The organism is Mesorhizobium sp. M0768, from assembly GCF_040320195.1.
Taxonomy (GTDB): Bacteria; Pseudomonadota; Alphaproteobacteria; order Rhizobiales; family Rhizobiaceae; genus Mesorhizobium.
This window is the reverse complement of sequence record NZ_JAMYPD010000008.1, coordinates 193,781-206,161: the sequence shown is the minus strand read 5'-3', so window position 1 is coordinate 206,161 and position 12,381 is coordinate 193,781. Positions and strand designations below refer to the sequence as shown.

The 12,381-nt window shown below is 63.7% G+C and carries 14 protein-coding genes; 3 read left to right on the top strand and 11 right to left on the bottom strand.

Annotated elements, in window-relative coordinates; translation table 11 throughout:
- Nucleotides 1-35 precede the first annotated feature (35 nt).
- From NKI08_RS14015 to NKI08_RS13990, 6 genes are read right to left on the bottom strand one after another with little or no spacing between them, the layout of a single operon-like run.
- Nucleotides 36-824, bottom strand: a complete 789-nt coding sequence (locus NKI08_RS14015) for an RDD family protein (RefSeq protein WP_352770148.1) — start codon at nt 822-824, stop codon at nt 36-38.
- Nucleotides 825-856: 32 nt separating this feature from the next.
- Nucleotides 857-1,918: a stage II sporulation protein M gene (locus tag NKI08_RS14010; RefSeq protein WP_352770145.1), complete on the bottom strand. Its 1,062-nt coding sequence runs from the start codon at nt 1,916-1,918 to the stop codon at nt 857-859.
- On the bottom strand, nt 1,915-3,222 hold the full coding sequence (locus NKI08_RS14005) for a DUF58 domain-containing protein (RefSeq protein WP_352770142.1): 1,308 nt from the start codon (nt 3,220-3,222) through the stop codon (nt 1,915-1,917). The genes NKI08_RS14010 and NKI08_RS14005 overlap by 4 nt, the downstream gene beginning before the upstream one ends.
- Nucleotides 3,219-4,175, bottom strand: a complete 957-nt coding sequence (locus NKI08_RS14000) for an AAA family ATPase (protein WP_352449246.1) — start codon at nt 4,173-4,175, stop codon at nt 3,219-3,221. The genes NKI08_RS14005 and NKI08_RS14000 overlap by 4 nt, the downstream gene beginning before the upstream one ends.
- Complete coding sequence (locus NKI08_RS13995; protein ID WP_352682106.1) at nt 4,162-5,361, bottom strand: DUF4350 domain-containing protein; 1,200 nt, start codon at nt 5,359-5,361, stop codon at nt 4,162-4,164. The genes NKI08_RS14000 and NKI08_RS13995 overlap by 14 nt, the downstream gene beginning before the upstream one ends.
- On the bottom strand, nt 5,358-5,984 hold the full coding sequence (locus tag NKI08_RS13990; protein WP_352770139.1) for a DUF4129 domain-containing protein: 627 nt from the start codon (nt 5,982-5,984) through the stop codon (nt 5,358-5,360). The genes NKI08_RS13995 and NKI08_RS13990 overlap by 4 nt, the downstream gene beginning before the upstream one ends.
- Before the next feature lie 152 nt (nt 5,985-6,136).
- Between NKI08_RS13990 and NKI08_RS13985 the strand changes: the two genes are divergently transcribed.
- Nucleotides 6,137-7,012, top strand: coding sequence for a hypothetical protein (locus NKI08_RS13985; protein ID WP_352770136.1), 876 nt, complete (start codon nt 6,137-6,139; stop codon nt 7,010-7,012).
- A 60-nt stretch (nt 7,013-7,072) separates the two neighbouring features.
- Nucleotides 7,073-7,837 carry a hypothetical protein gene (locus NKI08_RS13980; protein WP_352770133.1) on the top strand — a complete coding sequence of 255 codons (765 nt, stop codon included), beginning with the start codon at nt 7,073-7,075 and terminating at the stop codon, nt 7,835-7,837.
- A 64-nt stretch (nt 7,838-7,901) separates the two neighbouring features.
- On the opposite strand, the gene NKI08_RS13975 is transcribed toward NKI08_RS13980, so the two are convergent.
- The 5 genes from NKI08_RS13975 to NKI08_RS13955 form a co-directional block, all read right to left on the bottom strand.
- The gene (locus NKI08_RS13975) at nt 7,902-8,678 is read right to left on the bottom strand and encodes an N-formylglutamate amidohydrolase (protein WP_352770131.1); all 777 of its coding nucleotides are present in this window, start codon (nt 8,676-8,678) and stop codon (nt 7,902-7,904) included.
- Nucleotides 8,678-9,991, bottom strand: a complete 1,314-nt coding sequence (locus NKI08_RS13970) for a type I glutamate--ammonia ligase (RefSeq protein WP_352770128.1) — start codon at nt 9,989-9,991, stop codon at nt 8,678-8,680. The genes NKI08_RS13975 and NKI08_RS13970 overlap by 1 nt, the downstream gene beginning before the upstream one ends.
- Nucleotides 9,988-10,635, bottom strand: a complete 648-nt coding sequence (locus NKI08_RS13965; protein ID WP_352770125.1) for a cysteine hydrolase family protein — start codon at nt 10,633-10,635, stop codon at nt 9,988-9,990. The genes NKI08_RS13970 and NKI08_RS13965 overlap by 4 nt, the downstream gene beginning before the upstream one ends.
- Nucleotides 10,636-10,829: 194 nt before the next feature.
- Nucleotides 10,830-11,084, bottom strand: coding sequence for a glutathione S-transferase family protein (locus tag NKI08_RS13960; RefSeq protein ID WP_352770123.1), 255 nt, complete (start codon nt 11,082-11,084; stop codon nt 10,830-10,832).
- Nucleotides 10,985-11,488, bottom strand: a complete 504-nt coding sequence (locus NKI08_RS13955; RefSeq protein WP_352770121.1) for a glutathione S-transferase N-terminal domain-containing protein — start codon at nt 11,486-11,488, stop codon at nt 10,985-10,987. The genes NKI08_RS13960 and NKI08_RS13955 overlap by 100 nt, the downstream gene beginning before the upstream one ends.
- A gap of 411 nt (nt 11,489-11,899) precedes the next feature.
- On the opposite strand from NKI08_RS13955, the gene NKI08_RS13950 reads away from it, so the two are divergent.
- Entirely contained in the window at nt 11,900-12,331 is a 432-nt protein-coding gene (locus NKI08_RS13950; protein WP_352770118.1) for a YybH family protein, read from the top strand.
- Nucleotides 12,332-12,381 lie beyond the last annotated feature (50 nt).

Sequence of the window (12,381 nt, the reverse complement as noted above, 5' to 3'; positions counted from 1 at the left end):
GATGCTTCTCGCTAGCTGCACCTGTTCGGCAACTGCTACCGCGCATGCTTGTCGGCCCTGCGGTTGCCGAGCAGCAGCTTGCGTTCGAGATGCGCCCGTAGCTCGCCGTAGTAAGCCGTCAGGAACGCGCGTGCGTCATGGGCTTGGGATGCCGCGCCGATCTTGCGTCCGATCGTTTCGGCCACTGTCCGCAGGGCGAAATAGTCATCGCGGCGCAGCACCTCCTCCAGCTTGTGGAGTTCGGCAATCCCGTAGGCATCGAGCTGGGCGTGGCTGAACCGGAAGGCGCCGGCCGCCGGATCCTGTCGTGCCGACAGGTCTTCAAGCAAGGCGCGCTTCGGCGCCTCTACCACCCAGGTCCCCGCCAACAGATCACCGATCCGCATGCGGTCGCGATTGAACAGCGGGAACAAGGCAAACAGCAGCGTCCACACCAGTCCGAACACCGTCGTCAGCGTGTCGGCGAGGTCGGTCCCGCTGCGTCCAACGATGATCGACAGCGGCAGGAACACCTCGATCTCGCGCATCAGGTTGCGGGCGATGACCTGGTCGATCGACAGGCCGTCTCCGCTGCGCGACGCGACCCGGATGCCGACGATCCGCTTGCCGGGCGTAGCCGCGCGCCGGCCCGCTTCGAAGACGATGAAGTAGGCGTTGCGCAGAAAGAAGATCAGGATGATCCAGACGACGAAGAGCGGCTGAAATCCCTCGCTGCCAAGGCCTCCCACCCCGAACAGCGCGACGATCGTGATCACGATTGCCGCCGCGGCGATGAACACGATGTCGAGCAGGAAGGCGGAGGCCCGCGTGCCGGCGTCGGCCAACTTTATCCGGAGATCGACGCCTTCGGGCGTGATCAGCGGCCGTACAGCCGCGAAGGCGGCGCGTTTAACGATCGCCATGCCGCACCGCCCGGAACAGGTAGAAATAACCGATCCACAGCACCAGCATGCCCCCGCCAATGCCGTAGCGCGTGACGTCGCTGGTGATGGTCTGCCTGCCAATGCCCTCGAGCAGCCCGGCAAACAGCAGCATGACCGACCCCGACCATGGCATTCGCGGCGATGCGTCCGGCGCGAGCCGCTGCCGCCATGCGTGTCAATTCGCCGGGAAAGGCGATGCTGGTGCCGATGCGCATGCCCGCCGCGCCGGCCAAAGAGATTGCGAACAATTCGGTTGTGCCGTGGATGGCCAGCCAGCCGCCGAGCTCCATGCCAAGCCCCTTGGACCAATAGACTTGGAATAACGCCCCGATCATGCAGCCGTTGTACAGCATCAGCAGCACCGTCGGCACCGCGAAGGCGAAGCCAAGGGCGAAGGCCAGGATTGCGACCTGGACGTTGTGCGTGAACAGATAGGCGGCAAAGCCTGAGAGAAAGCCATTGTCGCCATCATAAAGCATGCCTCGCAGCAGTTCGGCCGAGGTGTCGGGGCCGCGGCCTCCTGCGAGGCCGGGCGGGATGATCGCGTCGAACCAGCTCTTGTCGGATGCCACCAGCCAGGCGCCTGCACCAATGCCGATCACCATCAGCGCGACCGACGCCAATGTCTCGCGCCACAGGTCGCGAATGGCTTCGGGCCAGTCATGCAGGAAGAAATCGGCGAGGCGCTGCCGCAGCCCGCGGCGCGCGCCGTAGAGATAGAAATAACCGCGCAGCGACAGCGCTTCGAGATAGCCGACCAGCGCATTGTCGAGCGATGTCGCGCGCGCCACCGACAGGGAAGACAGCGCCGATCGATAGAGCAGCGGCAGCGACAGCAGCTCCTCTTCGGAAAGCGTCCGCGGCGCACGCTTCTCGACACGCGCCAGCAGCGCCTCGAATGCCTTCCAGTCGGCCTCGCGCTCGCGGCGGAAGCTGGCCAGCGACTGGCGTACCGCGTCGCCGCGCTCCGCATTGCCGCGTACCGGCGCCGTCACAGCAAATCCTCCTGCTTGAACTGCAGATAGCGCTCGACCAGCGCCGGACCGAGCCGGTTGTGGTCGGCTTCGATCACATGCGCCCCAAGCAGGCGCAGCCGGCCGATGACGACCTGCCTTTCGCGCAAGAGCCCTCCGGCAACGACCGCGCGGGCAACATCCTCGCCGGAGCGTGGCGGCAGGTCGGCCAGGCCCTCCAGTTCGGTGTCCTTCATCATCATGAACAGCACGAGATGCCGTTCGGTGAGCCGGCCCACGGTGCTCAGCATCAATTCCGCACTGATCGGATCGACGAAATCGGTGAAGATGATGACCAGCGAGCGGCGGTCGAGCCGCGCCGCCAGCGTCGTCAATGCCAGCGTGAAATTGGTCTCCTCGCTGGAGTAGTCGATCTCGGCGGCCCGTTTCTGGATCATCGCAAAGCTGGCGGGGCCGCGAACGGCGCCGCTCGAAACGCGCGGCCTTGCATCGAAGCCGAACAGGCTGACCATGTCACCGCCCTTCAGCGCGATGAATGCCGACAGCAGGGCGGCCGTCACCGCCCGGTCCACCTTCGGCACACCGTCGACCGGTTCGCACATCAGGCGTCCGCTGTCGATGGCCAGCACGATGTTGTTGTTCTCCTCGATGCGGAACTCGCGCGCCAACAGCTTGCCGTGGCGGGCGCTGCGCTTCCAGTCGATCATCCGCCGGCCCATGCCCGGCTGGTAATCCTTGAGCGCGTCGAACTCGCGGCCTTGACCGGCGCGGCGCTGCGCATGGCCTTCGGCAAGCGCCGCATGTTGCAGCAGCGTGATCGCCTCGCCGCGAGCGCTGCTGACGTCGGGCAGCACGGCAACCTTGCTTTCCACCGGCAGCACGACCTGGTTCCAGACCAGCCCGAACGGCCCGCGCCAGCGCACCCAGAGACGGTCGAAGCTGGCGACGCCGCGCCGCAGCGCCTGGAAGCGGAGGAAGAGCGACCCGCCTCCGGCGGTCGGCTGCAAGGCGCCGCCGCTGCCGCTCACCGGCGCCAGACGTGCATCGTGGCCGACGCGAGCCTCCGCGGCGCACGGCCCCGAGTGACGGGCGGTGATTTGCACGCTGAACTCGCCGCCGACACCGGCTTGCTGCGGCGCATCGATGCTGGCATTCAGCGATGCCCGTCCGCGTCCGGCCGCGGCATCCACCGCCAGGAAGGCAAGCAGCAGGCAACTCCACAGCAATCCCAGATACCAGAACGACGGCAATGCCAGCGCGACCAGGAAGGCCGGCACCGCGCCGGCCGCAGCTGCCCATACCGCTCGGCCGCTGGGATAGATCAACGTGGTGCTTCCGTCTGGTCGACCAGGTCGGAGACGATCTGCTCGACCAGCCGGCCATCGATCTGTGCGGCAGGCGAAAGGATGACGCGATGACGCAGCGCCGGCACCGCCAGCGCCTTGACATCGTCGGGGATCACATAGGCGCGTCCGTCCAGCGCCGCCCGGGCACGCGCCGCCCGCGCCAGCATGGCGCCGGCGCGCGGACTGGCCCCGACCTCCAGATCGGCATTTTCGCGCGTAGCCCGAACCAGCGCCGCTATGTAGCCGACGACATCGTCGACAAGGGTGACGGAGCCGACGACTTCAAGGGCCTCCTGCAGCGTCTCGCGGTCCGTCTGCGCCTCGATGCCATATTGCGCGATGTCGTGCGAGGCGGAGCCGCCGCCATGATGGACGATGATGGCTCGTTCTTCCTCGGGGCCGGGATAGCTGACGCGGTGCTTGAACAGGAAGCGGTCGAGCTGCGCCTCCGGCAGCGGATAGACGCCCTGGTGCTCGATCGGATTCTGGGTCGCGACGACCATGAAATTGCGGCCGAGCGAATGCGTGGTGCCGTCGAAGGTGACCGCATGCTCCTGCATCGCCTCGAGCAGTGCGGCCTGCGTCTTGGGCGGCGTGCGGTTGATTTCGTCGGCAAGCAGGAGATCGCAGAAGATCGGGCCGCGCGTCAGCGTGAACTGCCCGGTCTGGAAGTTGTAGATGTTCGACCCGACGATATCGCCGGGCATCAGGTCCGGCGTGAACTGGATCCGCCCGTAGGCGATCCCAAGCGCCTGGGCGAAGCAGCGCGCGGTCATGGTCTTGGCCGTGCCCGGAGGACCTTCCAGCAGGATATGCCCGCCCGCAAACAAGGCGGTCAGCATCAGGTCGACCGTATCGTGCTGCCCGGTGATCGCCTTGGCCACTTCTTCCCTGATCCGTGTCGCCAGGGCCTTCACATCATCGACGTTCACCGAGCCTCCTTGCCGTCCAGTCATGCAGCCGTTCTGCTGCCTGTTGCATCTGTGTCAGATTCTTCGCCTCGCCGGCCGCTTGCGAGCGCGTCGTGAAGCCGCCGGCTTGCTCCTTATCGCGAGAGTCGAGCCAGTGGTCGAGCGCTTTGCCTTGCAACCCTTGCGGTGCCCCGAGCAGCGCGCCGGCGCGTACCCGCATCAAGGCCGCATAGCGGCCTCCCAGTTCGTCCAGCCGGCCGGCACGCCGCATGAGCATCGCCGTCGTATCGACCAGCGCACGCTTGCCGAAGGCAATCGCGCGCTGGTCGATACGCGGCGGGCCGAACCGGCCAAGGCCATGCAGGAACGCCAGCGCCGCAGCGATCAGGATCGTCAGTGTCAGCGCCAGGAACGGCGGCTCGACCAGAAGCTTGGCGAGGTCATATTTCCGCGCCCCGCCGTGCAGTGTCAGATCGAACATGACCAGACCCTTGCCAGGCCGCAGCCATTGGATCAGGTCGCGCGCCGCGGCCGCCTTGTCGGCATCTCCAAGCGCGGAATTGTTGATTAGGTCGGGGTCGGTCAGGATGAAAAAGGGTTTGTCTTGGAATTCGACGAGGACGGCCTTGCCGCTGCCTGCCGCAATGATCGGGTGATCGTCGGCAACCCATTGCATGTCTTGCGGCGCGGCGACGAGATGGCCCCGGATCTCGAGTTGCTCGACCGTGCTCCTGCCGACACCGAGCTTGGCCTTGGCGATCCGGCCGAGCCAATTGTTGACTACGGTGTCGGGCAAACGCTCGATTTTCATCTTCCATCCCTCATGCTGCTGGAGGGGCAAGGTCTGCCATTTGGGCAGCACGAAGAGAGTCTCGCGGTCATCGCGAAGCTCAAGAATGCGGTCAAGCGCCTCCGGATCGCTGTCGGGCGAGATGGTGACGATCAGCAGTATATCTCTGGCAAGATCGTCTTCGGTCCGCGCCATCAAGGGCGCTTCGCCGGTGAGCCGCAGCCATTCCGCCAGGCCGGCGTAGCCGACGCCGCTTTTCGACAGCGGCGTGGCGCCGCCATTGCCGGGTTGCCGGAAATCGGGAGCATAGGTGGACAGCAGGAAGAAACCGGCTGCCGCAAGGAGGCTGGCGAAAATCCCCCAAAACAGTGTCTTTCGATTGAACGGCTCCTGTGCCTCGACCGCCGGTGCGCTCACGTCCAGGCATCCCGGAAGGCGAAACGTTCATAGGCGCCGCGCGCCTGCCGCCAGCCTTCCGCGCCGACCGGCCGGCGCGCGAACAGCGCCGCCTCGACAATGCGGGCGATCTCGGTAAACGCATGGCGCGCCCTTCCCGGCAGGGAAGGGGCATTGGCGATGTCGCGCGCGGTGAGCGACGGGCGCAGGAAGTCCGGCAGCCGGCCGGCAATATCGGCGACGCTGCGCCGAAGCAAAAGGTGAACCGCCTCGTCATAGTCGCCGCGTGCGGCCAGCGCATCCGCTTGCGACAGCAGGATCTGCGCGGCGCCGGCGTCGGGGCGCCAGGCTTCTTCGTCTTCGACTTCGGGTCGGGCGCGCTGCCACGGCAGCCGCCAGGCGATGCCTTTCACCTCAAGGAAGACCAGAAGCAGGATGATTGCGACGCCCGATATCACCGCCCCCCAGAACAGATAGATCATGTAGGGACCGAGCCACGACAAAAAATCCTGTAGCGGTTTCAGCCATTCGGCCGGCTTCGGCGGCACATAGGCCGGCAGGTCGAACTGGATCGACTCATCGGCGATCAGCTGCTTGTGCAGATTGGTCAGCCGTTCGGCTTCCGCTGTGCCTGGCTGTGCCACCGCCACCCTCTCCCCTGCAACCTGTGGTTCCCCAGCCGACACTGGCAATGCGGCAAGACAATTGCAAGTGGACTAGACGTCGACCTCCAATGTTGGCACATTTAATGCGGGGATCACCAGCCGATATGCGGTGATTAAGCGGGGGACGCATCATGGTTTCAACGACATTGGAACGGTCGGACAAGTTTCGCATCGGCAGGGTTTTCAGCAACAGTTTTGCGGTTATCGGCCGCAATCCGGGTCTGTTGGTCGGACTAGCGGCTCTTTTTTCCGCCCTTCCGGCACTGGTGCTTAACCTTTGGAATTACAGCAATTTTGCCAACATCAATATTGCTAGTCCCGAAACTCTGGCTGTTGCCGATCCCTCGGCGATTCTACGCAACTCGTTAATATCGGTGGCTTTTGGCTTGATATATCTTGTGCTGGCTTTGTTGTTTCAATCATCACTGGTGAGGGCGACGATAGAAGACTTGAACAGCAAGCGCCCGGCAATCGGTGACTGCATCCAAATAGCTTTACGCTGCATATTCCCGACGCTTGGGATCGGGCTGGTGGTCTTTTTCGTCATGGTCCTCGGGGTTGTTGCGATTGCCGTCGCAGGGCTGATTATCCCGATCTTCGGGACGATCATCGCGTTCGTGATGCTGCTTGTTCCCGGCATCATGTGGTTGCTTGGTATATCGGTTTCCGTACCCGTGCTGATCCAGGAGCGCCTTAGCGTGTTTGGCTCGATGTCGCGGAGCCGCGCCCTGACGAAGGGCAGCCGCTGGTCACTATTCGGCCTTTTGCTGATTCTGTTCTTGGTGGCGATTGCCTTCCAAATGGCATTCGCTTTGGTGTTTGGATTGGCTTTCGCCCTTACCGGCAGCCTCTCGACCGTTGGCCTGATTGTGGGCGCGATTGGAAGCGCCGTTGTGTCAACGGTCGTGTCGACGGTAATATCGGTTGCCATCGCCGTTAGCTATGTCGAGCTGAGACAAATCAAGGAAGGCACCAGCGTCGAAGACTTGGCGGAAATCTTCTCGTAGCGGCAAGGGATTTGCTGCCTTCATCGCGTCAGGATCGGTCTGGACTGGATAGGTAATATCGTGGCGTCAATAACGCTGGAACAGCCCGACAAATTTCGCATCGGCAGGGTTTTCAACGACAGCTTTGCCGTCATCGGACGCAATCCCGTTCTTTGCCTAGGGCTTGCCTTGATTTTCTCCGCCCTGCCGAGATTCGTATTTGCGCTCTGGTTCAGGAATACCGTTACGAATGTCGAGCATGGCGGCCCGGAATTCTCGGTTCAACGGGTCGCGCTCACGGTGGTTGGCGCGATCGGCTATATTGTCCTCATGTCCTTGCTGGAGGTGGCTTTGACGCGCGCTGCCATCGAGGATTTGAGCGGCAAGCGGCCGTCGATGCGTGATTGCATCGGGACGGCCGTGGCACTCCTGCTGCCGGCAATCGGCATTTCGCTGATTGTCAACATTGGCTTCACAGTCGGCCTCGTGCTGCTCGTCGTTCCGGGATTTTTGTTGTTGGTTCTCTGGGTTGTAGCGATACCGGTTCTGATTCAGGAAAAACTGGGGGTATTCGCGAGTTTGGGCCGCAGCCGCGATCTTTCCAAGGGCAGCCGTTGGTCTCTGCTCAGTCTCTGGTTCCCCCTGTTCGTAGCTTTGGTCGCAACAAATTTCACGTTGGGCCGCGTCCTATCCCACTTAGGCATTCCGCTCGTGTTCTTCCTGGACGCTCTGGCGCGCGCGGTCGAGCAAGTCGTGTTTTCCGTTGCCATCGCCGTCAGCTATGTCGAGCTGCGTCAAGTCAAGGAAGGCACCAGCGTCGAAGACTTGGCGGAAATCTTCTCCTGAGGACGGGTGGAGGCTTTTCATCGACGGCTCGGCTCTCGCGTTGCGCTCGAGCAGCCGAGCTTGTTCACAAACCCTGTGTCTGCGCCGGTAACGCTGCGGCCAGCCGCTTCGCCCATTCTTCGATGCCGGAGCGGCCCGCCAGCAGGTCCTGCCTGATCTCGATGAGGACGGCCTGAATGCCGCGATCGTCGCCATGGACCGGTATGGCGTAGTCGCCGTCGCGGCTGATCGCATAAGGCTCGTTTGCCGCGGCGTTGAGCGCACCGTCGGCGCGCAGGCCGGCAAGCACTGCCTGGCCGAAATCGACTGCCCGGTCGTAAAGCACGCCGGCGTGCCAGGGCCGCGCAATGCCGAGGAAGACCGGCGTGAAGGAGTGGACCGTCGCGATCCGCGTCGGTCTGCCCTGCTTCGCCCGGTCGTCGAGATGGGCGGCCACGCGGTCATGAAACGGCGCGAACATGATTTCGGCACGCCGGCTTCGCTCCTCCGGATCGAGGCCGACATTGCCGGGGATGCCGGTGTCCTCCGATAGCGCCGGAATGCTGCCGCTGGAACCAAGCGGCCGGTTGAGATCGATCAACAGCCGCGAATAGGAGCTGAGGAAAGCCGGAGCATCGAGCAGTTTCGACAGAGCGCGGGTCACTTCGGCGGCGCCGATATCCCAGGCGATATGGCGCTGCAAATGGCGGCTGTCGAGACCGAGCCGCGCATACTCGGCCGGAATATGATTGGACGCGTGCTCGCATATCAGAACGATATCGGAACGCCCCGTTTCGTTGATTGCGTCGACCGCGGGTGGCCAACCTTCCGGTAGGATGGCGTTGGCAACCGGCTCAGCCATCAATACAGCGTCCGGTAGAGATCGCAGACCGCCACTGGGTCGAGACCGGCGAGGCGCTCGGTCTCATGCCGCTTGAGGCCGACAAAGGTCTCGACGAACACCGGCGCGAACCATCCGGTGACGGTCTTGTCGGTGACGAGCGCGTCGAGTGCCGCCGGCAGCGTTTCCGGCAGCCGCACGAGGCCAAGCTTCTTGCGCTCGGAACCGCTCATCTGCGTCGGGTCGCCTGAGACAAGCGGCGGCGCCGGCAGCTTGGCCTTCAGCCCCTCCAGCCCGGCGCGCACGATCGCCGCCAGCGACAGATAGGGATTGCCGGTGGCGTCGGCTGCCCGGTATTCGATGTTGTACTGCCGCGCCGGATCGCGCCCGCCGATCGTCACCGTCGGGCAGATGCGCAGGCTCGCCTCGCGGTCGCGATCGGCAAGCCAGGTGTAGGACGAACTCCAGCTATGCGGCTTCAGCCGGTAGTAGGACGACACACTCGCCGCCGTCATGGCGGTGATCGCGGGCAGGTGGCGCAGCACACCGGCACAGAACGAAGCGGCCTGGCTGGAAAGGCCGCCCGGCTGGGCCGGGTCGTAGGTCGCCGGTTTGCCGGCGTCGTCGACGAAACTGAAATGGATGTGGACGCCGTTGCCGACGGCATCGGGAGCGGTTTTGGGCGCGAAGCTCGCCCGCCAGCCGGCACATCGCGCGACTTCGCGCGTGATCTCGCGGATGGCGACGGCGCGATCGGCCGCGGCAAGCGCATCGGCCGGCTCGCACGTCACCTCGAACTGGTCGGTGCCGAATTCGGCGATCACCACTTCGGGCGCGACGCCGGCTTCAGCCAGCGCCGCCATCAGATTGGCGGCGAACGGGTCGGCGCGGCGCAGTGCGGCCAACGACATCGAATGAGCCGGTGCGAAGTCTGCCTCGATATGGAATTCATGCTCGAAGGCGGCGATGACGGAAAGCCCGGCCGCTGTCTTCAACTCCGCCAGCGCATCCTTGAGCATGGTCCGCGTACAGCCGACCCACGGGCTGCCGTCGAGTTCGACGATGTTGCCGGCGACCATGTCGAAAGCCGTCGCCGATCCGGTCAGCGCCGTGCGGAACCGCGCGTTGAGATCGGGAATGAGCCGCACATCGCCGGACGAACCCCACGGATTGGGGTCGACGATGGAGTTGAACGGCGTCAGCGACAGATTGGCCTGCAGCCAGCCGAGCCCGGTCGCCGCGATCTTCGGCAGCTTGCTTTCGACGACCGAGCGGCCGCGCGTGATCGCCGACAGATCGGTGGTGACGACGGCAACCAGCGGTTCGACGGTCATGCAGCTTTTCCCAAGGCTTCGAAACGGCCTGTAACGGTGGCGGTATCAGTGACCCAGCAATAGCCACCGAAGGCTTTTAGCGCACCGTCATGACGCTCCTGCGAGGCGGCGGCGCAAGCGTCCGATACGCAGGTGACGAGATAGCCGCGATCGGCGGCATCGCGCACCGCCATGTCGACGCACTGGTCGGTCATGATGCCGGCGACGATCAGATAACGCACGCCGAGGTTCCTCAGGACATAGTCGATATTGGTTGAATTGAAGACACCCGACGAGGTCTTCGGCAGCATGATCTCGTCTCCGACCGGCGCCAGCGACGGCACCGGCAGGCCCTCCGGCCGGCTCGGCGCGATGTGGATCGGCGTCAGCTTGTGGTCGAGCGAGCGGTCGCGGCCGTCCTCGGTCAGGCTCTGGATGATGGTATGGATCACCTCGACGCCGTTGGCCCGCGCCGCCGCCAGCAGGCGCTCCTGGTTGGGGATCGTTTGCGACGCCGTCTGCCGGTAGAAATAGTGGTCGGGACCGCGCTCCGGATGCGCCGGATCAGCACCCGGCTCCAGCCAGACACGTTGCATGTCGACCAGCAGCAGCGCGGTTTCGCCGGCCCGGAACGGCTCGTTTCGTTTTGGCAATGCTGGCGTCATGCTTGGGGTCCCCGCTTCGCTGATCAAAGTCTGGCTGATTTAGCTGATTTTGGTCCAGGCGTCCTGCGTGGCGGGCGCACTCAGCGTCGCTGGTCGATGGAGGATAAGGCGCGGATCGTCGCAAAAACGCTGAAACCGACGCAATAATTTTCGAAGTCGTCCCGCGTTGAGGTCTCAGACCGCAGTGCGAGCCGTCATGGGATGTCCGCAAGGGGCACTCCGCTGCGCTCCGCGCAAAGGCTCCGTGTGCGTTGCCACGCTGGGCGTGCCAACGCCCTTGCGTAATATGCGCTCAGCCGCGGGTATGGATCGAGGAGATCGGTATGGCCGACTTGGCGCAGCACGGTGGTTAGCAGGATGTCGGCGACGGTGAATATCTCGCAGGCAATCCACTCGCGGCCTTCGAGCCGGCGCTCCAGTCCCGCAAACCAGCGGTGGGCATCCTCCACCAGTCCCGTCCGCCGCTCGGCGGCCCCCGCGCCGCCCATGCCGGCGTCGATCCCGTCGATCTGGGAAAGCGGCCGTTCGACGGTGGCCAGCGCGGCGAAGCACCATTGCACGACTTGCGTGCGTCCGATGAAATCGGCGGGAATAAGCTTACCCGCTTTTCAGCGAGGTAGAGCACCACCGCGCCGGACTCGGCAACGATGACGCCGTCGTCGTCGATCACTGGAACCTGATGGAAGGTGCTGACCCGGCCGTAGGCCGAACTATCGAGCTCGCCGGCAGTGAAGTCGAGGGCATGGAAGCGATAGGGCAACCCGGTCTCCTCGAGCGCCCATTGCGCACGCAGGTCGCGACCGTGGCCAAGCATCTCAGGATGAACGCGTCCGAAACCATAAAGCGTGATCATGGATCCTCCCGCGCGCGTCGACGTTGCTTGAAAATGCGTCGAGCTGCACGATGTGTGGTACGGCTCAATATGGCCGCCACTTAACATGAAGCTTTCCATCTCCGTCAAACATCTAGCTGCCGCGTACCGATAGGTTAGACTCCTTCGAAATGCAGCCTTCGCATACCGAGGATATTGTCGAACACATAGTCTTCGGACGTGAAAACACTTTGGCTCGCCCGTACGACGCCGCGATGCGGCAGACCGGGAACGCGGGCAAGGTGCACCATGCGGCGGGAGCCACATGGTAAACAGTGCACTCACCGTAATTCTGATCTATACTCCGGACATCGGCCCGAACGCCTGTGGCAAGGCGAAGGGCGGATGAAGCGCTTGATAGAGTTCTCTTTGTAGTCATGTGGCGATGTTAAGATGTTAGCCTCCGACCTGACGAAATTTATCGAGCAGGATCATCTGGCTCTGGATGCCTTCGTAAAGGGCGATCCTGAGCCCTTGAAAAACCTCTACTCGCGACAGGACGACGTCATTATTGCCAATCCCTTTGGCCCGCCGGCGAAGGGATGGAGAAAGGCCGCTGAGATCATGGAACGGGCCGCCACCAATTACCGGCACGGCAAGGCCATCGGTTTTGAGCGCATCTCGGAGTATGCGACAGCCGATTTGGGATACATCATCGAGGTCGAGCGGTTCCAATCCAAGGTCGGTGGTGGCAACAAACTGGTGCCGATTGCGCTTCGGGCCACCACCATATTCCGGCGCGAGGAAGGCGCGTGGAGGATCGTCCTTCGTCATGCCGATCCGATAACCTCGGCACGCCCGCCGACGTCCATTGTCGGGGAGTAGAAGGGTTGCCGGAGAGGTTTTAGGAATTACGGTGACACCCATTAGCCGGC

What these genes read in the sequence shown, in the direction of transcription:
- NKI08_RS13950 (WP_352770118.1), top strand. Translation starts at nt 11,900, where the DNA reads ATGTTAGCCTCCGACCTGACGAAATTTATCGAGCAGGATCATCTGGCT.
- NKI08_RS13985 (WP_352770136.1), top strand. Translation starts at nt 6,137, where the DNA reads ATGGTTTCAACGACATTGGAACGGTCGGACAAGTTTCGCATCGGCAGG.
- NKI08_RS13955 (WP_352770121.1), bottom strand. Translation starts at nt 11,488, where the DNA reads ATGATCACGCTTTATGGTTTCGGACGCGTTCATCCTGAGATGCTTGGC.
- NKI08_RS13975 (WP_352770131.1), bottom strand. Translation starts at nt 8,678, where the DNA reads ATGGCTGAGCCGGTTGCCAACGCCATCCTACCGGAAGGTTGGCCACCC.
- NKI08_RS13965 (WP_352770125.1), bottom strand. Translation starts at nt 10,635, where the DNA reads ATGACGCCAGCATTGCCAAAACGAAACGAGCCGTTCCGGGCCGGCGAA.
- NKI08_RS13970 (WP_352770128.1), bottom strand. Translation starts at nt 9,991, where the DNA reads ATGACCGTCGAACCGCTGGTTGCCGTCGTCACCACCGATCTGTCGGCG.